The 22,811-nt window shown below is 41.0% G+C and carries 29 protein-coding genes; 6 read left to right on the top strand and 23 right to left on the bottom strand.

The window, feature by feature from the left end; all coding sequences use genetic code 11:
- The 3 genes from AS005_RS02530 to mfd are packed head-to-tail and all read left to right on the top strand — an operon-like array spanning position 1 to position 4,694.
- Positions 1-1,599, top strand: coding sequence for a hypothetical protein (locus AS005_RS02530; RefSeq protein ID WP_233186209.1), 1,599 nt, complete (start codon positions 1-3; stop codon positions 1,597-1,599).
- On the top strand, positions 1,586-2,008 hold the full coding sequence (locus AS005_RS02535) for a tetratricopeptide repeat protein (protein ID WP_101510108.1): 423 nt from the start codon (positions 1,586-1,588) through the stop codon (positions 2,006-2,008). The genes AS005_RS02530 and AS005_RS02535 overlap by 14 nt, the downstream gene beginning before the upstream one ends.
- A complete protein-coding gene (mfd, locus tag AS005_RS02540; RefSeq protein WP_101510109.1) occupies positions 2,001-4,694 on the top strand; it encodes a transcription-repair coupling factor in 2,694 nt (897 codons plus the stop codon). Before AS005_RS02535 ends, mfd begins: the two co-directional genes overlap by 8 nt.
- Before the next feature lie 6 nt (positions 4,695-4,700).
- On the opposite strand, the gene rpoD is transcribed toward mfd, so the two are convergent.
- From rpoD to cobO, 16 genes are all read right to left on the bottom strand, one after another.
- A complete protein-coding gene (gene rpoD / locus AS005_RS02545; RefSeq protein ID WP_101510110.1) occupies positions 4,701-5,888 on the bottom strand; it encodes an RNA polymerase sigma factor RpoD in 1,188 nt (395 codons plus the stop codon).
- Positions 5,889-5,893: 5 nt separating this feature from the next.
- Positions 5,894-7,588: a DNA primase gene (gene dnaG / locus AS005_RS02550; RefSeq protein WP_101510111.1), complete on the bottom strand. Its 1,695-nt coding sequence runs from the start codon at positions 7,586-7,588 to the stop codon at positions 5,894-5,896.
- Between the two features lie 80 nt (positions 7,589-7,668).
- Positions 7,669-8,073, bottom strand: coding sequence for a 30S ribosomal protein S9 (gene rpsI, locus AS005_RS02555; protein WP_101510112.1), 405 nt, complete (start codon positions 8,071-8,073; stop codon positions 7,669-7,671).
- Positions 8,074-8,092: 19 nt separating this feature from the next.
- Positions 8,093-8,542: a 50S ribosomal protein L13 gene (rplM, locus tag AS005_RS02560; protein WP_101510113.1), complete on the bottom strand. Its 450-nt coding sequence runs from the start codon at positions 8,540-8,542 to the stop codon at positions 8,093-8,095.
- Complete coding sequence (locus tag AS005_RS02565) at positions 8,535-9,086, bottom strand: ECF transporter S component (protein ID WP_101510114.1); 552 nt, start codon at positions 9,084-9,086, stop codon at positions 8,535-8,537. The genes rplM and AS005_RS02565 overlap by 8 nt, the downstream gene beginning before the upstream one ends.
- Positions 9,087-9,090: 4 nt before the next feature.
- Entirely contained in the window at positions 9,091-9,342 is a 252-nt protein-coding gene (gene rpmA, locus AS005_RS02570) for a 50S ribosomal protein L27 (RefSeq protein WP_101510115.1), read from the bottom strand.
- A complete protein-coding gene (locus AS005_RS02575) occupies positions 9,332-9,616 on the bottom strand; it encodes a ribosomal-processing cysteine protease Prp (protein ID WP_101510116.1) in 285 nt (94 codons plus the stop codon). The genes rpmA and AS005_RS02575 overlap by 11 nt, the downstream gene beginning before the upstream one ends.
- Positions 9,613-9,927 (bottom strand): 50S ribosomal protein L21, encoded by a 315-nt coding sequence (gene rplU / locus AS005_RS02580; protein ID WP_101510117.1) that lies wholly within the window; start codon positions 9,925-9,927, stop codon positions 9,613-9,615. The genes AS005_RS02575 and rplU overlap by 4 nt, the downstream gene beginning before the upstream one ends.
- Before the next feature lie 129 nt (positions 9,928-10,056).
- Complete coding sequence (locus AS005_RS02585; protein ID WP_101510118.1) at positions 10,057-10,401, bottom strand: cupin domain-containing protein; 345 nt, start codon at positions 10,399-10,401, stop codon at positions 10,057-10,059.
- The gene (gene jag, locus AS005_RS02590) at positions 10,379-11,044 is read right to left on the bottom strand and encodes an RNA-binding cell elongation regulator Jag/EloR (protein WP_101510119.1); all 666 of its coding nucleotides are present in this window, start codon (positions 11,042-11,044) and stop codon (positions 10,379-10,381) included. Before jag ends, AS005_RS02585 begins: the two co-directional genes overlap by 23 nt.
- Before the next feature lie 11 nt (positions 11,045-11,055).
- The gene (yidC, locus tag AS005_RS02595; protein ID WP_101510120.1) at positions 11,056-12,387 is read right to left on the bottom strand and encodes a membrane protein insertase YidC; all 1,332 of its coding nucleotides are present in this window, start codon (positions 12,385-12,387) and stop codon (positions 11,056-11,058) included.
- Positions 12,388-12,389: 2 nt separating this feature from the next.
- Positions 12,390-12,629, bottom strand: coding sequence for a membrane protein insertion efficiency factor YidD (gene yidD / locus AS005_RS02600; protein WP_101510121.1), 240 nt, complete (start codon positions 12,627-12,629; stop codon positions 12,390-12,392).
- Entirely contained in the window at positions 12,626-12,979 is a 354-nt protein-coding gene (gene rnpA, locus AS005_RS02605; RefSeq protein ID WP_101510122.1) for a ribonuclease P protein component, read from the bottom strand. The genes yidD and rnpA overlap by 4 nt, the downstream gene beginning before the upstream one ends.
- Complete coding sequence (rpmH, locus tag AS005_RS02610) at positions 12,976-13,110, bottom strand: 50S ribosomal protein L34 (RefSeq protein WP_038067454.1); 135 nt, start codon at positions 13,108-13,110, stop codon at positions 12,976-12,978. The genes rnpA and rpmH overlap by 4 nt, the downstream gene beginning before the upstream one ends.
- Positions 13,111-13,140: 30 nt before the next feature.
- Positions 13,141-14,031 carry a pseudouridine-5'-phosphate glycosidase gene (locus tag AS005_RS02615; protein ID WP_101510123.1) on the bottom strand — a complete coding sequence of 297 codons (891 nt, stop codon included), beginning with the start codon at positions 14,029-14,031 and terminating at the stop codon, positions 13,141-13,143.
- 17 nt (positions 14,032-14,048) lie between these two features.
- Positions 14,049-14,561: a cob(I)yrinic acid a,c-diamide adenosyltransferase gene (gene cobO, locus AS005_RS02620; RefSeq protein ID WP_101510124.1), complete on the bottom strand. Its 513-nt coding sequence runs from the start codon at positions 14,559-14,561 to the stop codon at positions 14,049-14,051.
- Positions 14,562-14,607: 46 nt separating this feature from the next.
- Between cobO and yihA the strand changes: the two genes are divergently transcribed.
- From yihA to AS005_RS02635, 3 genes are all read left to right on the top strand, one after another.
- A complete protein-coding gene (yihA, locus tag AS005_RS02625; RefSeq protein WP_101510125.1) occupies positions 14,608-15,195 on the top strand; it encodes a ribosome biogenesis GTP-binding protein YihA/YsxC in 588 nt (195 codons plus the stop codon).
- A gap of 276 nt (positions 15,196-15,471) precedes the next feature.
- On the top strand, positions 15,472-16,740 hold the full coding sequence (locus AS005_RS02630) for an HD-GYP domain-containing protein (RefSeq protein ID WP_101510126.1): 1,269 nt from the start codon (positions 15,472-15,474) through the stop codon (positions 16,738-16,740).
- Positions 16,737-17,243 (top strand): DUF5317 family protein, encoded by a 507-nt coding sequence (locus AS005_RS02635; RefSeq protein ID WP_101510127.1) that lies wholly within the window; start codon positions 16,737-16,739, stop codon positions 17,241-17,243. The genes AS005_RS02630 and AS005_RS02635 overlap by 4 nt, the downstream gene beginning before the upstream one ends.
- Here AS005_RS02635 and AS005_RS02640 read toward each other — a convergent pair.
- Genes AS005_RS02640 through rpsK form a run of 7 tightly spaced genes read right to left on the bottom strand, consistent with a single transcriptional unit; the run spans position 17,179 to position 22,806 of the window.
- The gene (locus AS005_RS02640; protein ID WP_101510128.1) at positions 17,179-18,045 is read right to left on the bottom strand and encodes a DegV family protein; all 867 of its coding nucleotides are present in this window, start codon (positions 18,043-18,045) and stop codon (positions 17,179-17,181) included. The genes AS005_RS02635 and AS005_RS02640 overlap by 65 nt on opposite strands.
- 3 nt (positions 18,046-18,048) lie before the next feature.
- A complete protein-coding gene (locus AS005_RS02645) occupies positions 18,049-18,990 on the bottom strand; it encodes an ROK family protein (protein ID WP_199203815.1) in 942 nt (313 codons plus the stop codon).
- Positions 18,991-19,011: 21 nt separating this feature from the next.
- Positions 19,012-20,295: a transcription termination factor Rho gene (gene rho / locus AS005_RS02650; protein WP_101510130.1), complete on the bottom strand. Its 1,284-nt coding sequence runs from the start codon at positions 20,293-20,295 to the stop codon at positions 19,012-19,014.
- Positions 20,296-20,353: 58 nt separating this feature from the next.
- Positions 20,354-20,749 (bottom strand): 50S ribosomal protein L17, encoded by a 396-nt coding sequence (gene rplQ / locus AS005_RS02655; protein ID WP_101510131.1) that lies wholly within the window; start codon positions 20,747-20,749, stop codon positions 20,354-20,356.
- A gap of 3 nt (positions 20,750-20,752) precedes the next feature.
- Positions 20,753-21,766, bottom strand: coding sequence for a DNA-directed RNA polymerase subunit alpha (locus tag AS005_RS02660; RefSeq protein WP_101510132.1), 1,014 nt, complete (start codon positions 21,764-21,766; stop codon positions 20,753-20,755).
- A 5-nt stretch (positions 21,767-21,771) separates the two neighbouring features.
- Positions 21,772-22,401, bottom strand: coding sequence for a 30S ribosomal protein S4 (gene rpsD / locus AS005_RS02665; RefSeq protein WP_101510133.1), 630 nt, complete (start codon positions 22,399-22,401; stop codon positions 21,772-21,774).
- 12 nt (positions 22,402-22,413) lie between these two features.
- Complete coding sequence (gene rpsK, locus AS005_RS02670) at positions 22,414-22,806, bottom strand: 30S ribosomal protein S11 (protein WP_101510134.1); 393 nt, start codon at positions 22,804-22,806, stop codon at positions 22,414-22,416.
- Between the last annotated feature and the right edge of the window lie 5 nt (positions 22,807-22,811).

Genomic DNA, 22,811 nt, shown 5'->3' on the forward strand with positions numbered 1-22,811 from the left:
GTGAGAAAAATTTGTTCTATCGTTTTGCTGGTTCTTCCTTTCCTGATATATTCTCAGAACACCCAGAGTGTGAAAGATATGTTTTCAGAAGCAATAATAGACTGGGCGAACGGACGTGTGAAGAATGCTGCCCAAAAAATGGAGGAGGCCTTTTACAAACCTATACCTGCAGAAGATCTGGCAGAGTTTTGGTATTTGAGAGCGAAAATTATGATAGAGTTAGGACAAGTGAGAGAAGCTTACGAAGATCTTAAGAACCTTCTTGTTGTGGTTCCAGATCAACCGGAAGTCCTCTCTCTCGTTCATAATCTCGAGTTTATCCTTCAAAACCGAAAAGAGAATTCTTTTTACATGAAAAAACTCAGGGATCTGGATGGTTTCAAAAATGGAATAGAGTATTTCTTCTCGCCGACGGATATCGCCGTTCTTGGAAAATATATATACATCGTAGATCCTCCAAACGCTCGACTTTTAATAACAGATGGATACACTTATACGGTGAAAAATCTCTCTTTCCATCCAGAGCAAGTATTCACCGACAAAGATGGTAATATCTTTCTCATATCGAGTGATGGAGAAGTTTACAAAAACGAAAGGAAGGTAGCGAATTTTCATCATCCTATAGGAGCAGGTGTTTTAGATACAGGAGAATTCGCCTTGGCGGACGTTGACAGAATTGTTCTGATCAACGATGGTGAAGTATCAAAAGAGATACCAATCGAAGGTAAACCTTTGATCGTTGACGCAGAGGTTTACAGAAGAAAAGTGATAGTTTTGGATGCATGGAGTAACACTCTCATAATAACTGACGTTGATTCTTCTGAGCAGCAAAGGATTTCCCTTCCTGTTCCTTCCCGGGCCTTCGAAATGTTCTACGATGGTTCCTTTCTTCTACTAGATCTATTCGGAACACTCTTTCATTTCGATGGAAGAACACTCAACGAAATAGGTTCGATGCCTCAGTATGTGAATATAGAGTACAATTATCCATTTCTCTTTGGAATGGATTGGAAAAACAAAAGAGTGGAAATCAATATTTTGAAATCGTTAGAACCCATCTTCGTTCACATTGACTCTTTCAAAATCACAACGGATAGGATGTATCTATTTGTGAGAGTGGAAAATGCTTTCGGAGAAGATATTCACCTTGCACATCTCTTTTCTGATTTACTTGAGGCACGGGGTAGAATCCCTTTCGAAGCATCCCACGAAACGAGGGAATATACGATTTACATCAGTGATGAAGAGTTTCTTCCAAAGAAAATTTTCCAGATAAACGATAGAGGAGGATATTGTGTTCTAGTACCACCTGAAACTCCCTTTTCGACCGAACAGCTTGCTGTTCTCAAATTGAAAAACGTTAAACTTTACACCAACCAGGATGCAACATCTTCTTTCAAGGAATTTTGTTACAAATCGGGTGGTGGGGTTGGTAAACCTCACTTTTTGAAACACAACTTGTGGGTATTCAGTTTCTCTTATGTTAAACCAATTTCTGAGGAAATCATTCCCATTTCTGTCACCTTCAAAACACCAGATATGAACTATTCAGACACCGTGTACGTCACAAAGAGGGTGATAGAACTTGAGCTCAAATGAATTCGAAGAAGCATATTTTGAGATGAAAGAGGGAAAGTTGGAAACCGCTTTGAAAAAGTTTTTGAAGATTGCGGAAAAAGAGTCTTCTGTGGAGATATGGGTTAACATAGGAAACATCTACAGAAGGATGAATTATCTTGCAAAAGCAATAGAGAGTTATAAAAAAGCGTTGGATCTGGATCCAAAAAATGCGATCGCACTTTTTAACATGGGATGCGCATACTATCAAATGGGAAAGTATTTCGAGGCTTTATCTTTAGTGGAAAAGGCGGAATCTTCAGGATTGAACGACTCTAGAGTAAAGGTTGTAAGGGCTCTTTGCAAAATCAAACTCAATTTTCCAAACGCCCTGGAAGATCTTAGTGAAGACCAAAAGAAAATTGTGAAAGACTTGGTGAGTAATGATTGAGATATTTCTAATCCCAAACGAGAGATTTTCCAGCACGAAAGGATACGTTTTCTATCCGTCGAGGGACACTCTACCTTCAGAAGAGATCGATTTGTCTCCAAATGTGAAAAAAAGGAGAATTGAGATCCTCTGGAGACTCTTAAAAGACGAGGATCTGAGGCTTGTTACTACTCTGAAAGCCCTCACTGAAAAATTGTTCTCTCCGAATTTCCTGAAGGAGAATTCCATAAGGATACGGTCGGCCTCGATACTGACTCTCCCTCCTGAGAAACTTGTGAGAATGGGGTATGAGCGTACTTTCACAGTCCAAGCACCGGGAGAGTTCTCCATAAGAGGTGGCATTGTCGACATCTTCTCCCCGGGGTACGATCATCCCATAAGAATTGAGTTGTTTGGAGATGAAGTAGAAGAGATCAGATTTTTCAACGTTGCTACTCAAAGATCCTTCCAGGCTACCAATGAAGTTGTTGTACTTCCGTTTATCGATGGATACGGAGACAACACACTTCTTGACTTCGCAAAGTCAGAAGTTCGTTTTGTATGTGAAGATAATAGGAAGGTATTGGAAGAGTTTAGAAAAATTCGAAAGGAGATGAAAGAACTTCTAGGAGACGAATATGAAAAATTCTTCGATGAGAGTGTTTTGGATAGGGTGTTGAAGAAGGTGGCCAAAAAAACCATCACGTTCGTCATTCCCCAAAATAAAGAAGAAGAGTCTCTTCCTATCTTAGATGTGGATGAAATAGCAGAAGGCGAACTCGTTGTTCATAGAGAACACGGAGTGGCTATCTTTGAAGGCATTGTTCGTTTGAAAGGGGTTCTGGGTGAGCGTGATTATTTGAAGCTAAAATACGAAGATTCCATTCTCTATGTACCTGTGGAAAAGATAGACAGAGTACACAAGTACATAGGTGATCCTTCTCAAGTGAAACTTGATAGGTTGAATAGGGGAAGATGGAAACAAACGTTGAAAAAAGTGAAAGAAAATATCGAACGCAAAATAAAGGAACTTGTCGAGCTTTACATGAAACGACAAGAAGCACGTGGAATACCACTACTTGGTGATCCAGAGTTAGAAGAAAAATTCTCAGAAACTTTTTCCTACATTGAAACCCCTGATCAAGAGCGATGTATAGAAGAAGTGCTAGCAGATTTAGCATCTGAAAAACCCATGGACAGACTACTTTGTGGTGATGCAGGTGTTGGAAAAACAGAAGTGGCACTTCGTGCTGCGTTCCGAACAGTGGTGTCTGGAAAACAAGTTGTTGTTCTCGTACCAACAACTGTACTTGCCAGACAACACTACGAAACGTTCAAAGAAAGGCTAGAGCCGTTTGGAATTAAAGTAGAATTGTTGGACAGCTCTAGGACATCTAGAGAAAGAAAAGAAGTAATTCAGGGATTGAAAAAAGGGGAAATAGATGTTGTAATAGGGACACACTCTCTCCTAAATAACAACGTGAAATTCGCTGATGTAGGACTCGTTATCATCGACGAAGAGCAAAAGTTTGGTGTTGAGCAAAAAGAACAATTCAAAAAGATGAGACTCAACGTGAACGTTCTTTCACTGAGCGCAACCCCTATTCCCCGGACACTTCACATGGCTCTTTCCGGAATGAAAGATTTTTCGGTTATCAACACCCCTCCTCCTGGTCGTAAACCTGTTCACATCTACGTTGCAGAATACAATGAGGATCTTATAAAGGGGGCTGTTGTGAGAGAAATAAACAGAGGTGGACAGGTGATTTATGTTCACAACAGAGTCGAGGAACTTCCAGAGGTTTTTGCAAAGTTGAAGAAGATGTTCCCGGAACTCAAAATCGAGGTAGCCCACGGTAGGATGTCAAGAAAAAACATGGAGAAAGTGATCCATGAATTTTATCAAGGAGAGATCGATGTTCTTCTGTGCACCACTATCATAGAAAACGGTGTGGACATTCCAAATGCAAACACTCTGATTGTCGATGACGCTCACAGATACGGACTTGCCCAGTTGTATCAGCTCAGAGGAAGAGTCGGTAGAAGTGATCGGAGAGCTTTCGCGTACTTCTTGTATCCGAAGAACGTTCCAAAGAACGCGCTGAAAAGATTGAAAATTTTTAGATCCCACACAGGACCAAACAGCGGACTTCAAATCGCCATGAAGGATATGGAATTGAGAGGTATAGGAGATGTCCTCGGACTTGAACAGCATGGAAACGTGGTTTCTATTGGTTTGAAGCTCTACAATGAGATGTTGAAAGAGACTGTGATGAAGATCAGAGGAGAACAAGTAGAATCGAAGCAAGCCATAAATGTCGAGATAGAAAATCCTCCCGGGAGATTCTTCATCCCGGAGGATTATGTACCAAACCCTGTGGAGAGGCTAAGAATGTACAGAAAACTTGCTTTCTCCGCTACAGAAGAAGATTTGGAAGATATTCGTGAAGAAATGAAAGACAGATTTGGAGAACCTCCCGAAGAGGTAAAACTTCTTCTGAACTACTTTAAATTGCGAATAAGGGCAGCTGAGCTTGGAATAAAAAAAATCAGGTTCGATCACTCCATGGTGGAACTTTTCCCGAGCAAAAGCTCATCGTTCTTGAAACATCCAAGATACAATCCAAGATCAGGAAGTGTCGTTCTCTACAAAAGAGGAAACCCTGTAGACTTTCTTCTAAGTTTTCTAAAAAATAACGAAGGGTGAGTTCCCTCACCCTTCGTTTTCATCCATCAGTGAAAGCAAGGATTTCAAATACTTACTCCTTGAAGGATGTCTCAACTTTCTAAGTGCTTTAACCTCTATCTGTCTTATTCTCTCCCTCGTCACGTTGAAATATTGGCCCACTTCTTCTAAGGTTTTGGGTTTTCCATCGAGCAAACCATATCTCATCCTGAGAACCATTGCTTCTCTAGGACTGAGGGTCTTCAACACTTTCTCCAACTCCTCACGCATCAACATCCTCATTGCTTCTTTTTTAGGAGAAGGTATGGATTCATCAGCTACGAAATCTTCTATGGAAGAATCTTCGTCTTCTCCTATTGGAGACTCAAGCGATATGGTTTCTTTTGCAGCTTCTAGTATATCCTTTATCTTCTCAGGTGGTTTCCCCATCATTTTTGCCAACTCTTCTATGGATGGTTCTTCACCGTGTTTTTGATAATATTCCCTTCTGAGCCGGTTCAATTTGTTTATGGTCTCCACCATGTGAACGGGTATCCTGATCGTTCTTGCTTGGTCAGCGATCGCTCTCGTAATAGCTTGCCTGATCCACCATGTGGCGTACGTGCTAAATTTGTAACCTTTTCTCCAGTCGAATTTCTCCACCGCCTTTAGTAAACCTATATTCCCCTCCTGTATGAGGTCTTGGAACGAAAGTCCCCGACCCATATAACGTTTGGCTATGCTGACAACGAGCCTCAAATTTGATGTAATGAGTTTCTCTTTTGCTTTCCTATCACCCATCTGGGCACGTCTTGCAAGCTCTCTTTCCTGAGCTGGTGTAAGCAATGGTATTTTCCCTATTTCTTTGAGATACATTTTTATAGAATCTCTCACATTGCTAGTATCATGAACTTCTGGGGATTCTTTCTCGAGAAGTTCTTCGAGTTCTTCGGTAGAAGTATCTTCCTCTACTGTATCGCTTTCGACAATATTGACTCCGTTCTTCTCTAACTCCTCGTATATTCTCTCTATCAAATTCGTATCGAACCCTTCGAAATCAGGTGGAAAAGCCTTGTCTATATCTTCGTAAGTGATGTAACCTTTCTTTTTGCCTTGACGGATGAGCTTTTTGATTCGTTTTTCTATCTCAGGAGGAAACTTATTCTCCTCTCTTGAATTCGTTTTGGTATTTACTTGTTGGTTTTCATTCATGATGATTTCCTTCTTTTCTGCCATACTCATCACCTCCTTTTCATCTTACGCAAGAGGTCCATTTTCATACTCAGAAGAATCCGCTTTTCTTCTTCGGAGGGGCTCCTTTTGATCCTCTCATCTATCTCCATTAGACGCTTTTCTAATCGTCGATTCTTCAATTTTTCAGAAATATCGCCGAGAAACTTTTCCGGGTCTTTGGGAGGAGGAATCTCTTCTAAAATTTTGAAAATCCAGTCCTTCATCTCTTTTGGGAAACTCTCTACCACGTCATTTGGGTCTTCGCCACCCATGATTTTCTCAAAGAAATCTTTTGCGTTCCCTTCCAGTACCTCCAAATCGAGGCTCAAGATCTTCTCTCTGAGGTCTTCATAATTCAAGAAAAGATAGACCAATGCTTCTTCTTCACCGTAAACTTTTGATATCCTCTTCTCGTGAACAAGCATATTGTTAGACCTATCACTTTCAAAAAAGTTCAACAACTGACTCTCAGGTATCTGTAAAAGAGAAGACACTTCCTTAATAAGATTGTCCACGTTTTTCAGGTATCCTTTTCTTCGCATCTTTTGGATCCATTTTTTCAAAAAAAGAAGGTAAGCTTTCACACCAGTGGAACTGTTTCTGTCGAAAAGCACATCTCCTGCTTTCACTAGAAAATATTCGAATACCACGGAGTTTTTAAGCATGTTTTTTAGAGAACCTTTCCCTTCTCTGGAAAAAAGTTCATCAGGATCTTTATAAGGTTCTGGAGAAGCAACAAGAACGTTGAATTCATACTCTAGAAGACTTTCCAGGGATGACAAAGTTGCTTTGAAGCCGGTTTTATCGTTGTCGAAACATAGAATGACATTTTTAGAATAAGCAGAAAGTTTCGAAATAGCCTCCCGAGAAAGGTTAGACCCAAGGACTGCCACGACGGTGGGAACACCATCTCGCTTGAAAGCCAAAGCGTCAAAGTAACCCTCAGTGATCACGAAAAAACCTACTTCTTTTGCGTGCTTTTTAGCCTCATCAAACAAAAATAATACTTTTCTTTTAGAAAAGTACTTGGTATCTGGGGAGTTCAAATACTTTGGATCTCCATCTCCCAGAATCCGCCCTCCAAAAGCAACAATATGACCACTATCATTTCTTATTGGAATGACTAATCTCCCTTCGAATCTATCAATCAACTGATTCCCCTTTCTCAGAGTTAATCCGTATTTTACTGTTTCTTCTTCTCCTAGTCCCATTCTTTTTGCCACTTCGAGGGCAATTTTTGATCCTCTTGGAACATATCCAAATCCTATCTCTTTCAACTCATTCAGTGTGTATCCTCTAGATTTTAGATACTCTTTCGCTTTTTCTGAACGTTCCAATTCGTTTACATATCTTTTCCATACCTCCTCGTAAAGACGAACATACTTAACATAGTCGGAGGGACCTCTTTCTTTGTAAACAGAGATATCGATACCGACTCTTTTGGCCAATCTTTCCAATGCTTCTTGAAAACTTATACCTTCCATCTCTTGGAGGAACTTTATAACGTCACCGCTTGCTCCACATCCAAAACAGTGGTATATTTTAAGGCCTGGATGTACATAGAAGGAAGGGTTTGTTTCCGCATGAAAAGGACAAAGCGCGCGGTAAGAAGAGCCGACTCTGGTGAGATTCACGTACTCCGAGATAACTTCCACAATGTCGACTTTTTCTTTTATTTCCTCGATCACCTCTCGAGGGATCACACTCTCTCACTCCTTAAGAATGAACAGAAGAAAAGAGGTCCGGGTTCTCCGGACCCCGAATTTTCTCCTCTCGATAGGAATCATCTCTTGGAGAACTGAGGAGCTCTTCTTGCTTTTTTCAAACCATACTTCTTCCTTTCGACTTCTCTTGGATCTCTTGTGAGCATCTTGTATTTTTTCAAAGTGGGTTTCAGATTCTCGTCGTACTGGAGGAGTGCTCTTGCTATTCCTAATCTCACAGCACCAGACTGACCAGAAAGACCTCCTCCGTTGACTCTGATCACAAGATCGAACTTTCCAAGAGTGTTTGTAACTTCAAGGGGTTCTATTGCATGCTTCGTCCAAGCAGGGTTTTTAAAGTAATCAGCTAAACTTTCGTATTCTTTCCCATTGATTTTAACTTTTCCGTCACCGGGTCTCAGATAAACCCTCGCGACAGCCGTTTTCCGCCTACCAGTTCCATAGTAACCAATCACATCAGCCATTCTTCTCCCTCCTTATAACTTACAGTTCAATAACTTCCGGTTTCTGAGCTTGATGTGGATGCTCAGAAGAGGCATAAATTTTGAGTCTTTTCAACATCTTTCTTCCCAGCTTGTTCTTTGGAAGCATTCTTTTAACAGCAAGCCATATGAGTCTTTCAGGATGTCTTTGAAGCATTTGTTTTGCGGTTATCGCTTTGAGCCCACCGGGGTATCCAGAATGTCTGTAGTAAATTTTTTGATCCAGTTTTTTACCGGTTAGTACTACCTTCTCAGCGTTCACAACAACAACATAGTCACCCATGTCAACGTACGGAGTGTAATTAGGTTTATGTTTTCCCATTAAAATCTTGGCTATCCTCGTTGCCAACCTTCCCAAGACTTTTCCAGAAGCATCTACAACGTACCATTTTCTCTCTACTTCTTCCGGTTTCATCATGGTCGTTTTTTGAACAGGGAAATACCTAGCCATTGTTGCTCCTCCCTTCTAACGTTTCTAACTTGAAAATACTGGAGATTTTCTTATAAACAAAGAGAGTCACCACAGAATCAATTCCAAACTTAACCAGATTGAACGCCAAGATAAACGGAAAGAACCTGAGGTAAAGTTCAAAAGGAGCTTTGAAATAAAGAGGAACTATGAAAGCATTCAAGCCGAGAGCGAATGCTGTTGTGAAGAGCGTTGCAAATGTCATACCCTTTACAGCTGAAACTTTACTTTTGTTTTTATGATAAACAAGACCCGCTATTCCTACAAATGACATACCGAGAACTGCGTTCATAGCTATTCCCACAGGATCCCCAGATTTCACAAGAAAAAAGATAACATCTTTGATCAATACAACGAGCATACCCACTCTTGGCCCCAAAAGAAAACTCACAATGAGGGCAGGTATTTCGCTCGGATCATACTTTAGAAAAGCTGCCTGTGGGAATATAGGAAACTCAAGAAACATAACAAGTGTAGCAAGGGCAGAGAATATTCCAACGAAAGAGATACGCTTTATATCGTTCACTTTCTCACTCCTCATAAACGCTCACATACTTCTTGTTGTTCTTTCTTTCAAATTTCACCTTGCCGTCTTTCAAAGCGAACAACGTGAAATCTCTTCCCATTCCCACGTTTTTTCCAGGATGAAATTTTGTTCCTCTCTGTCTCACCAAAATGTTTCCTGCTTTTACAAACTGACCGTCGCCTACCTTTACACCCAAATATTTTGGAAGACTATCCCTACCATTTTTTGCAACGCCACCACTTTTTTTATGAGCCATTCACGATCACCTCCACCTTGATTTGAGAAGGGAAGTCCCGCTCGATCTCTTTCAAAGATCTCGTAAATGCTGCGATCAACTTCAAACCACACTCATCCAAGTTCTTGAACTTGACCTTTAAATAGCCTGATGTTTTCTCCAAAACAGCTTTTCCTTCCGCTTTTAAAAAGTTAGCAACATGCTGGGTGAGAACACTAACTGAGGCACACACTACCTCGTTCGAAGAATGCCCCTTCACCTCAAAAAAAGAATCGGTAACCACCACTTTTATCATACTTCTATCTTTTCGATCTTGATGGCCGTGTACCACTGTCTGTGCCCTTTCTCCACCTTACTGTTCTTTCTGGGTCTGTACTTTACGGTTTTCACTTTTCTTGCTTTGGCATGTTCTAAAACTTTCCCGACAACCTTGGCACCTTCCACATAGGGTTTCCCAACGAGCACTTCATCATCTTTCCGGAGAAGAACCACTTTGTCAAAAACGATCTCGTCTCCTGGAGAGTAATCTGTTTGTTTCTCAGTGTAGAGAATCTTCCCTTCTTCCACTTTGTACTGCCTACCAGAAGTTTCCACGATGGCGTACAAAACTGTTCACCTCCTGTCGTTTTGGTATACAAACGCTGGGGTACGTACCCAAACGGGATTTATGACGCACCCCAAGCGCCAGCGAAGAGTATTCTACTACTCTTTTTTTTCGAATATTTTAAAAAAGAATTACTCTCCTCCTTCTTTGGGTATCAAACAGAGAAACTCAACTTCAGAGTTCGTATTGTTTCTGAAACCGTGTATTTCGTTCGGCTCCACGTAAATGCAATAACCTTCCTCTACTATGTTTTCACCACTCTCATTGAGCACTGTTAGTTGGCCTTTAAGAACGAATATTTCATGTTCCCAAGGATGAGAGTGCCTGTCTATAATCCCACCCGGTTCTACAGTGAAGAGTCTCATAACAAAATTTCTTGCCTCTTTAAGACCTATAAGAACCCTTTTTTGAACCCCTTTCACCTTATCTGTAGAAATTTCATGAGGGGTTACATCATATGCTCTCTTTAATATCATGTTTTCTCCTACCCTCCCGTCTTGAACCGTTGTATTCAATAACAACCCGTCTGTAAGGTTCAACTCCTATTGAATAGCTTATAACACCTTTGTATTTCTTCACCAACTTGTGAACTATCCTTCTCTCAAAAGCGAACATAGGATCGAGAACTACTTTTGTTTTCTCCGACAAAGCCTTCTTGACAGCTTCCTCCACTATTTTTTCAAGAGATTTTTTTCTTTTTTCTCTATAATCTCCCATATCGAGAATCACATTCAACTTCGTATCGCTCAATCTGTTCAGGAAAATCATTGTAATATGCTGAAGTGCCCCTAAAGTTTTGCCGTGTCTACCGATTAGTTTTCCAATGTTTTCACTCTTTACATCCACAAAAAAACTCTTTCCAGATGATTTCACTGACAACTGAACGCCAGGGTCTACTACACTCAATATATCCTTCAAGAACTCTTTCAATCTCCTTTCGAAGTAAGCTCTCTTGATCTGAACCTCGACCACCGCTTCTTTAGAGAAAAGACCAAATATTCCTTGAAATCCCTTTTCCAAAATATTGACCGTGTATTCGTCTTCCTGAAGGCCATATTTTTCGACTACTTTGTCTACAGCCTCATCAACTGTGGAAGCCTTTTCCACTACCTTTTTCATCTAATCCCCCCTCATGCCTTTTTAGGCAAACCAAGGAGTTCCCTTGTAGTGATTCCTTTTATCTTGTATCGTTTGTAAGTGTAATAAGTAACCGCAAGTTGAATCAGAGTGTTCGTTGTGTAATAGAGAAAGAGTCCACTTGGAAGTCCAACGAACAAAAACGGGAAAATGATGGACATTATGAGACCTTGCCACGCTGTTCTCACATCTTGGCTGGTGAGGAGTGTGGTATAGTAACTTGCAACTATGGTAATAACTAAAAAGAGCCAATTATTCGCAAATCCTCCAGCCGAAAGGTCTTTCCAAATGAGAAAACCACCGCTATAAGCAAACTCTTCTACGTAGTACCTGATAACCGACCAAAGAAGAATGAATATTGGGAATTGAATGAGAAGCATCAAACAACCACTAGCTGGATTAACTCCTGCCTCTCTATACAGTTTCAACAGAGCTTCTTGTTGCTTGGTAGGATCTTTGTATTTCTTTTTTATAGCCTCTATGCGAGGTTGGAGTTTCCTCATGTTTATAAGTGATTTGGTTTGAGCATGATAGAGTGGATACAGAATGAGTCTGACGATCAATGTGAACAACACAATTGCCCAACCAAAGCTCTTCGTCAAATCTTTGAGCCACCAGAAAAACCAAACTAACCCGTAAAATACGGAATCGTACCATTTATTGAAGCCGGGAACGTTTCCCAACGTTTTCATGAGGAATTCATAATCTTCAGGAAAAGCTTTTTTAATGAGAGTCCTTTTGTTCGGTCCTAGGAATACAGAAATCCGTTTGTGACCGCTCACTTTCAAAGTCTCTTCAAAGCTCAAACCTTCATCGTGCTTGATCAATACCAAAGTTCGAAGCTTGGGATTGAAAGATGCGAAATAATTCTCCATGTATCTGTCGGTAGAAGAATCGAGCGAAACTCTTGGAAGTGTTATCTCCACGGGTTTAGAGGATTCTATATCTACAAAGAAAAGGTAATTTTCATTGTTTTCTATCGTGAAAATCTTCTTCACGAATCCGTAATTGTACACAATCTGTACCTTGTTCGAGAATCCTTCAGAAGTTCTTCCCTCGCCGGTTATTATAGGTTCCTCAATAACTTTTAGAGGAGTTCCTTCATCCAACACATCGAATCCGTCGCTACCGTAAGTAAACACGTGTTTTCTGCCATCAACAAGAGTATAGAAATCCTTCAAAATACCCTTTTTCAGATCGAAATGGTACTCTTCGAATTTAGTTAAGACAACTATTTCTTCATCCGAACGGGTCACCTTGATAGGTTCAACTGCAAACAAGAACAAGGGAAGTACAGCAAATAGTATTGCTACAACTCTCCTCAAATCTACCGCCTCCTCAATTTGAACGAGAATTCTTCTGGTACTGGGTCGTATCCACCCTTGGAAAGAGGATTACAACGAAGAATTCGCCTGAGGCCCAGGAAAGTGCCCTTCAGAAATCCGTGTTTTTCCAACGCTTGTATGAAATAAGTAGAACAGGTTGGAGTAAACCTGCAAGTTGGAGGTTTGAGGGGAGAAATGTATTTCTGATAGAACCTAACCAACATTATGAGCAACTTTTTCATCGCCCAATCCTCTCTAAAAGACTCAACAATTTTTCCTTTACCGTCCAAAAATCGATTCTTTCAAATTCCTCAGATAATCTTTTCCTTGGAATCACAATTATGTCGAAACCTCTTAGAATCTTGTTTTTGTTTCTTCGAAAGATTTCACGAATCCATCTCTTCAGTTTATTTCTTTTGGTCGCCTTCCCGAACTTCTTTTTCACCACGATTCCTAATCTTGAAATATTCAAGTCATTCTCTTTAAAAAGAACGACGAAATATTCATTTTGAACACTATCTCCCTCTTTAAAAAGAGTTATGAAATCTCTCCTGAGCCTCAGGCGTTCCCTTTTGGTAAAACGTTCTGTCATACAGTGAGTCTCCAGCGACCTTTCTTCCTCCTGTTCCTGAGAACCCTTCTACCACCTGGTGTCCTTTTGCGAGCCAGAAAACCATGTGTTCTCTTTCTCTTTCTTCTCGAAGGTTGGTATGTTCTTTTCATATCATCTTGACCTCCTTCTTCGATGTTTGATTACGAAATTCTACTGTTTAGTATACCACAGATCTGTTCCCTCACGAGGGTTTTAGCTATTTCTCCAGCAAGCTTTGTGTTTTCTTCAAGCAGGGCTAAATTGGCTCTCAAAGTTCTTCCGCCGGTGAGTTCTACGAGTTTTCCAAGGAGTAAAGGCGTAACTTCCTTTCCCCTCACTTTCAAGTCTATTTTGCTCAAGATCCTCTCAATTTCCTCCCTAGGTATTTCGTGTTCCTTTGGAACAGGGTTCAATACCATGAGAGCTTTCCCGAGTTCCAATTCTTTCATCGTTTTGTAGAGCTGCACGATTTCATTCACGTTTTCTACTTTCGTGATTCTATATCCACTTTTTCGAGAAAAGAATAGCGGAAACTCTTCTGTTCTAAAACCCACCATTGGGATCTCAAGAGTTTCCAGCCTCTCGAAAGTGGCTTCCACATCGAGTATAGATTTGACTCCGCTCGATACAAGAATGACTCGCGAAGAAGCCATTTCTGTGAGATCTTGCGAGACATCAACACCACCGGGGTGAACACCACCGGTTCCACCCGTTACCACAACCTCTATTCCGAATTTTTTACACAGAAAAATAGTAGCACTCACGGTAGTTGCTGCGTTGAATTTTTTTGACACGGCAATTGGAATCTCTCTAGTTCCGATCTTCTCGGCGCCTTCTTCAATCATCATCTTCAACTCTTTTTCACTCATTCCAATAATTACTCTTCCCCTCAAAATTCCCACTACTGCGAGTTGAAAATTCATCTTTTTTGAAATCTCATTCGCTTTTTGAAAAAGAAGTAATGCCTCTTTTTTTGGTAGTCCATGAACGAACACAGTAGTTTCCATTCCTACCACTGGTTTCCCATCCGATAAACGATTCTCCACAACCATTTGCTCTCCCCCTAATTTCAAAATTCTATTCCCTTTCTTGCGGAAATTCCTTTCTTGTAATAATGTTTCACTTCTCTCATTTCTGTAACAAGATCGGCCCTTTCCATTAACCATTCAGGAGCGTATCTGCCCGTTATAACGAGCTCTACGTGTTCAGGCTTGGAGTTGAGAAGTGCCTCTATTTCCTCTCTAGAGAAAAACCCCAAATGTATGGCCACACATAGCTCGTCGAGCACAACAATATCATACTCTCCTGAAGAAATTCGTTTTTGAGCATCGTCTAATCCTTTTTTTGCCCTTTCTATTTGATCTTTTCGTGGTTTTCCAAAAACAAAATCTGGTGTACCATATTGAACGATCTCTATGTTTGAAAAAAACTCGTTTATTTTCAACTCAGATGTTTCAGATCCCTTCAAGAACTGACCTATGAATACTTTCAGGCCCGCACAAGCGGCTCTCACTGAAAGGCCGAGTGCCGCAGTTGTTTTTCCTTTTCCGTCTCCCGTATAAACTTGTACATAACCCCTCAATTTGTACACCTCCCTTCTGTATGTTAGCATAGAAAAGGGTGATAAAATGATCATAAAAGATGTGAAATTGGTCAAAGTATCGAAAGTTCCAGGTGATTATCCCCCACCGTTGAAAGGTGAAATAGCGTTCGTGGGGAGGTCGAATGTGGGGAAATCCTCCCTGTTGAATGCTATTTTCAACAAAAAGATCGCTTTCGTCAGTAAAACTCCTGGAAAAACTCGATCAATCAATTTCTATCTTGTAAACTCGAAATATTATTTCACTGATCTTCCAGGGTACGGGTACGCGAAGGTGTCCAAGAGAGAACGTATGTTGTGGAAAAAATTGGTAGAAGATTACTTTGTGAACAGATGGCCTCTTCAAATGGTTTTTCTTCTGGTGGACGGTAGAATTCCCCCACAAGAAAGTGACTTTATGATGATAGAATGGATGAGAAGTCTGAACGTCCCATTCACCATCGTCCTCACGAAGATAGACAAAGTAAAGAAATCTGAGAGAAAAAAGAAGCTAGAAGAACACAAAGAAGCGTTCTCGAGATACGGTGGCTATACGGTAATTCCTACTTCGTCCGTAACTGGCGAGGGCATAGATGTTCTCTTGGGTTTGATTTCCACTCTTTTAAAAGGGAATTGAAATTGCTAAAATAGGATAGGGGCAGGGGGGATTGAAAAGCGGAGTACCGAACAGCAAGAAATGTAGTAAGCGGAGATCCGGTAACAAGCGAAGACCTGAGATAAAGCAATGAAAGGGGGGGAAGCCATGAGAAAGCTCCTGAGGGTGGTCCTCGTTCTTGGAAGCTTGTTTGGAACCCTTCTGGCAATCGTCGGAAGCAATAGGGTTTGGTAACCTCTGATAGTCGGTTCTCGGAAAGTTTCCCCCCTGCTCCTTCATATCGAAGCAAGGAGTGAAATGGTGAAGAGAAGAAGAGAAAGAATCTTTCTTGTATATTCTTTGATAATTTTAAGTTTGTACATATGCTCGATTTTGACTTTTGGAACTTTAAACGTTGAGTTTCACGATTTCAGGTTTACCTTGTTTCTTTTTTTAATAAGTTTTCTCTTTGAAGTTTTGAGCATAAAAACCCTTCAATTCACTCATGGAAAAGTAGAGACATCCGCAAGCCTGATAGCAAACATAGCAGCGGTGTTCCTTTTGAACCCTTTAGAAGCTTCCCTTTTGAGTGCACTTTCTGGTATCACTTACAAATTGATCAGGATAACAAAGGAAAAGTATCCTGTGAGCCGATACATATTCAATTTCTCACAGGTGGCTTTAAGCTCCTATTTTGCAGGGATTACGTACCATACTCTGGCCGATCAAAGTGCAGTGTGGAACATCTTTGTTGTTCTAGTTTCTTCGTTGGTTTATTTTTCTTTCAACAATCTTTTTGTTCTCTTTGCTGTTTACATTCTTTCTGGAGAAGGTATCCATGAAACCATTTCGAAGGTCGTATCAGGTCCTGTCATGAGCATGGGGCTCCTCATACCTGTGATTGCTGTTGTTTACATTCTTTATCAATACGTGGGACTTTTGGCCATTCCTGTGTCTTTGGCTGCCGTGTTGTCTATCCAAATAGGAAACTACTACAGATACAAGTACTACGAGGCAAAACTTGAGCATTTAAAGCTTCTTGCAAAGAGTTTAGAGGAGAAAGATAAATACACTCGCGGGCACAGTGAAAGAGTAGCGGAACTCGCTCGGGCAATGGCAAAAAAACTCGGTTTCTCACCGAAGATGGTGGAAAGGATTTACAATGCAGCTTTTTTACATGATATTGGAAAAATAGGGATACCCGACCACATTTTGAAAAAACCTACCATTCTTTCGAAAGAAGAAATGACGGTTGTAAAATCACACCCTGTTATGGGAGAAGAGATTCTAGCAGAAGTGGACATCTTCAGAAATAGAGAGAGCAAATGGGTGAGGCATCATCATGAAAGATGGGATGGGACAGGCTATCCAGACGGTCTCAAAGGAGAGGAAATCCCTCTTCAATCTAGGATAATAGCGGTTGCTGATGTGTACGAAGCTTTAACCAGCGATAGACCTTACAGAAAAGCATTAACCAGAGACGAAGCGAAAGAAATCATGATGAAGATGAAAGGTACCGTCCTCGATCCAAAACTCGTAGACCTTCTGTTTGAAATACTCGACGAGAGGGAGGAGAAAGATCTATGATGATCGATGTATTTGTAATAGCGCTGATTCTCTCCCTTTTGACAAGAAATATCAAAAATGTCTTGAAGTACAAATATCGAGGACTCTATATTTTCATATTCCCCTTCATACTCCAGCTACTTCCATGGAAAAGCTTCACCGTTCCAATTTCTTTTGTGACACTTCTAATCTTCCTAGCGTTGAACAGACAACTTCCTGGATTCAAGCTCATGACAATTGGTGCCATTATGAATGGCTTCACTATGAGCGTTAATGGAGGTAAGATGCCAGTCTGGGAACCCACTCTTAAGCTTCTCAACTTAGGTCTCGATTTCAAACACAGTTCGTTCACGGAATTCTCCTGGCGAACTATTCTTGCCGATTATATTCCCGTGTATCTACCATGGGGAAGGAAGTTTGTCATCAGCATAGGTGATATCTTTGTGTTCGTTGGAGTTTTCATATTTTTCGTTCTAAAACCTCGATTCCAAAACCAACCGTCCCAGGTCCCACATGAGTTGTAATAACCTTTCCCATTGGAGATATTATTTCGTCGACGACATCATAACTTTTCCTGAGAATATTCAAAAGGTCAACAACACCTGCTTCATTATCTGCATGAACCCCTACAACTCTGAGTTTCGAACCATCAGGAGTATCTTCTCGCAGCTTTTCTATGAGGGCTTCTATTGCCCTTTTGTCACCTCTCACTTTTCTATAAGGTATCAATTCACCATCCCTTATATGCAAACACACCCTTATTTTAAGCAAGTTCCCTACAAACCCTTGAAACTTGGTTACCCTGCCTCCCTTGACGAGATAGTTGAAATCCGAAACATAAAAAATCGCTTTGAAATCGCTTTTCTTCATCCTTTCTTCTAATTTTTTCAGTGTTTCCTCAATGGATAGTCCTTTGTTCAGCATCTCCCGAGCCGAACGTGCGGGGAGAGAGATAACTCCAGAGGCGAGTAATGTATCAACAACATGAACGGGAATATCAACCTCCCTAGAAGCAAGAACAGCTGAGTTATAAGTTCCCGACAGTTTAGAAGATATGGTGAAGACCAAAACAGCATCGTATCCTTCTTCTTTGTATCTCAAATATTTTTTCTTGAAATCCTCCACACTGGGTTGAGATGTTTTCGGTACACTGGTAATTTCTTTTATCCTCCTGTAAAAGCTCTCTATCTCTTCCGGAGTTCTTTCATCGGGTTCGGTAGTTCCATCTCCCCACACAACGTACAACGGGATGCTGTCGATATCGTACTTTTCCATCCAGGAAAAAGGAATATCTGCTGTACTATCAACCAAGATCTTCACTTTCATGGTTCATCCTCCTATTCGTTCCTTGATTATGGAAGCCGCTCCAAGGATACCTGCATCCTCCACGAGTGGACTCGGAACGATCTCATAAGTTCCCACAAAAGAGGGCATGATGTAGTCTATTACCCTTTCCTTCAAAGGCACAAACAAAACGTCTCCTGCTTTGGATATTCCTCCACCTATAATAACCACCTCAGGGTTGAATATATGAATGTAACCTGCTATAGCCCTTGCCAATGCATCGACTACTCTGTCTCTTATCATGAGAGCGAATCTATCACCTTGTCTTGCTGCATCAAAAAGGTGTTTTGCATCAGCTTTCTCTGGTGTTCCCGCCAGTTTGTAAACAAGGGATTCATGATACTTCTTGTAACCTTCTCTGAGAAACCGCCTGATAGCCGTTGCAGAAGAGATCGCTTCTAAACATCCTCTCGTCCCGCAGTTACACATAGGACCGTTGGGTTCAACCACTACATGGCCCAGCTCCGCCCCTATTCCATCTTTTCCCGTCAAAAGATGTCCGTGAGTCACCACTCCACCGCCTATACCCGTTCCAAGAGTTAAAGCAACTATATGATCGTGTCCCTTACCAGCTCCAAACCACTTCTCACCGAGAACAAAAGCGTTCGCATCGTTTTCTAAAAAGACTTTTTTTCCCGTTCTTTTCGATATCTCTTCGGTCAAATGGACGTTATACCAATCAGGAAAATTCGGAGAAAATCTCACAATTCCCTTTTCTCTGTCTATGGATCCGGGAGACCCGATCCCAACATAGGGTGTCTCTTCATCAGACAATTCAAGAATGGCTTCCGATACTCTCCTAATAACATCGTCTTTCCCGTTTACAACCAATGTATCTCGAGTGATTTTTTTCAAAATCTTGCCATCTTCACTGACCAAGCCCACTGAGAACGTTGTTCCACCAAGATCGACACCTATTAGCTTCAAATCCAGCACCTCCTGGTCTGATCAATACCTTGCTTTTTCTTTATCTATTAACTTCAGAAACTCTTCATTCGAGGAAGTTTCGGCGAGTTTGTTCAAAATCAGTGTCAGACCTTCCTCTTCCGTCATAGCAGAAAGCATTCTACGAAGTAGCCAGACTTTCTTCAAGGTTTCTTCGTCCAAAAGCAATTCCTCTCTTCGTGTCCCAGAGAGTAGGAGATTGATAGCCGGAAATATTCTCTTGTTTGCAAGTTGTCTTGAAAGAACTAGTTCCATATTTCCTGTCCCTTTGAATTCTTCGAATATAACTTCATCCATTTTTGATCCTGTCTCTACTAAAGCAGTGGCTATGATCGTTAGGCTTCCCCCTTCTCGTGTGTTCCTAGCTGCTCCGAAGAATCTTTTCGGTTTATAGAGAGCAGCAGGATCCACTCCACCGGTTAGAAGTTTCCCACTCGGCGGTACCACAATATTGTAAACTCTTGCGAGCCTAGTCAAACTGTCTAGCAGAATAACAACATCGTAGTTGAATTCAACCAAGCGTTTTGCCATTTCAAGAGTCAATTCTGCTACCTTTACTTGTTTATCTGGAGGCATATCAAAGGGAGCGGCTATCACTATGGCATTGGTAGATTCCTTTATGTCAGTTACTTCCTCGGGCCTTTCGTCGATAAGGAGGATTATCCTAATGGTATCTGGATGATTTTCCGCGATACCATTTGCAATCTCCTTCAATATAGTGGTCTTTCCCGCTTTAGGAGGAGCCACTATCATACCTCTTTGTCCTTTTCCTACGGGGGCAAAGAGATCTATTAACCTGGTGGAATATATTTTGGGATCAGTTTCGAGTACGAAACGTTCTCTAGGATAATCTGGAGTGAGATTGTCAAAATTCACTCTTTCGTTCGCTGTCTCAACTGGACGATAGTTTATCGCTTCAATCTTTATCATAGCAAAGTATTTTTCGCCTTCTTTGGGCTTTCTTATAACTCCGGAAATGATATCTCCCGTGTTCAAATTGAATTTCCTAATTTGCGATGGAGATATGTATATATCGTCGTTGCTCGGAAGTAGGTTGTCTTCTATCCTTCGAAGAAAACCAAAACCCTCTGGATGTATTTCCAAAACACCTTCTCCGAAAAAATAACCGGTAGATTCTGTTTGCGCTTTTAGGATCGCAAAGATGAGATCTCTTTTTCTGAGAGAAGTATATCGCGGGATTCCGAGAGATTTTGCGATTTCATAGAGTTGTTTTATGTTCATAGACTCCAGCTCCGATATGCTTATAGTTTTCTGTTCTTCCGACAATTTTTCACCCCCTAGGATTATCTGGAAAGAAAGGAAGGTGGGAAAGAAAAAGGAGGCATCAGCCTTCCTGACTGGATGCCTCCACTAATTGAACAAGAGACATTTCAGCTGCGTCTCCCCTTCTAAAACCTATCCTCAAAACTCTTACGTATCCGCCTTTCCTTCCAACATAGTTCTTCGCTATTTCATCCACCAACTTGTTCGTTAGTTTTCTACTGCCAAGCACAGAATTTATCTGCCTTCTCAAATGGACGCTTCTAGCTTTATCCTCAGTTGTAGCAGCTTCCACCGCCTTGCTGATAAGCTTGTCCATAAACGTTTTCAACGCCTTAGCCTTGGCCGTAGTGGTAACTATCGAACCGTGTTCAACAATCTCTCTAGATAGGTTTCTTAAAAGACTCTTCCTATGACTTCCGTACCTTCCAAGCTTATGTTTTTTCATCCTATGTCTCATCGTTCATTCCCCCTTCCTGAGCTCCAATCCAAATTTCTCCTTCAACTTTTCTCTAACCTCATCGAGAGATTTCTGACCGAAATTTTTGATCTTTAAAAGATCTTCCTCCGTTTTACTCATCAGATCACCTATCGTTTCTATTTTTGCCCTTTTGAGACAGTTCAGAGATCTTACTGAAAGTTCGAGTTCATCGATTTTTTTGTTAAGAACATCAGAACCTTCTTTGGTTTCATGATCCTCGCTTTCAAAGGTTACAACACTTTCTTCTTCCTCTTCGGAAGTTATTATGTATTCTTCAGATATCTTCAATTCCGGAAGACCCTCCATGACTATTTTGAAATGATTTATCAGTATATCAGCCGCTTTGCGCAATGCTTCTTCTGGTTTTATGGATTTCTTCGTCCATATTTCGAGAATGAGTTTATCGTAATCCGTTCTCTTTCCCACTCTTACGTTCTCTGTTAGAAAATTCACTTTCATAACGGGACTGAACACACCATCGATGGGTATCCACCCAACTTCTGGCCTCTCTTCCCTTTCAGAAACTGGAACGAAACCTTTACCAACCTCAGCGTAAATTTCGAAGAAAAGATCGGCTTTCGAATTCAAAGTAGCTATGTGGAGATCAGGATTTGCTACTTCGATACCAGCAGGTGTTTTTATATCACCAGCAACTAGCTCTCCGGGCCCTTTCTTTTCCACTTCCATCTTCACCCTATCTTTGACAGTCACATTTACGCGAAACTGGATTTTCTTCAAATTCAAAATGATATCCAGTATATCTTCTTTCACTCCTTCGATGTAATCGTATTCGTGATACTTCTCAGGCTTTATGAATCTTACTCCTACAATCGCAAGAGAAGGTATGGAAGAAAGAAGGACTCTTCTTAAAGCATTACCGATGGTTATAGCGTATCCTCTTTCAAGGGGAGAAAGCGAATATCTTGCATAATAGTAATCCCTTTCTTCTCGTTCCTCTTCCACTTTCAATCTTTTCGGCATCACGAATTCTATCATTCTCATCACCTCGAGTAGAATTCGATAACGGTCTGTAGATCAACTGGAAGATCCGTGACTTCCTCGAGCTTAGGATATCTCAAGAAGATACCTTTGTAATTCTCGTAATCAACCTCTATCCAAGGAACTATATTCCTTTCTTTGTTGAATTCTATCGCTTTTTTGATCACTTCTAAGTCCCTGCTCTTTTCTCTCACCTCAATCACATCACTCGGTCTCAAAAGATAACTGGGTATATCTACTTTTTTACCGTTCACGAGAAAATGACCGTGGTTGACCAGTTGTCTTGCCTGCCTTCTGTTAACAGCAAAGCCCATTCTATAAACTACGTTGTCTAGTCTCGCTTCAAGGATCTGGATTAAATTTTCACGAGTATCACCTGCTTTTTTCATAGCTTTTTCAACATATCTCTCAAACTGCCTTTCTAGAATACCGTATATTCTCTTGACAGTTTGCTTTGCTCTGAGTTGGATTCCGTACTGAGTAAGCTTTCTCCTTCTCTGACCATGTTGACCGGGAGCGTACGGTCTTCTATCGAAAGGACATTTATCGGTGTAACATCTTTCTCCTTTAAGGTAGAGCTTCATACCTTCTCTTCTACAAAGCTTACAGACGGGTCCTGTGTATCTCGCCATCTTATTCCCTCCTCACACTCTTCTTCTCTTTTTAGGTCTACAGCCATTGAAAGGAATGGGGGTAACATCTTTTATCTGATTTATTTCAAGACCTGCTCCCTGCAAGGTTCTGATGGCAGGTTCTCTTCCTGGACCTGGCCCTTTGACAAGAACATCTACCCTTTTGATTCCCATCCTGAGCGCTTCCCTCGCTACTTTATCGGCAGCTAACTGGGCAGCGTATGGGGTACCCTTTCTGGTTCCTTCGAAACCAACCGTTCCCCCACTGGCCCAAGTTAGAGTGTTCCCGTCTTTGTCAGTAAGGGTTATTATGGTGTTGTTGAATGTGGATTTTATATGGACAACTCCATAATCAAAACTGAGTTTCTTTTGCTTTTTTTTGGTCGAAGATCTTTTCCTTGCCATTTATT

This window comes from Thermotoga sp. KOL6 (assembly GCF_002866025.1).
Classification (GTDB): Bacteria; Thermotogota; Thermotogae; order Thermotogales; family Thermotogaceae; genus Thermotoga.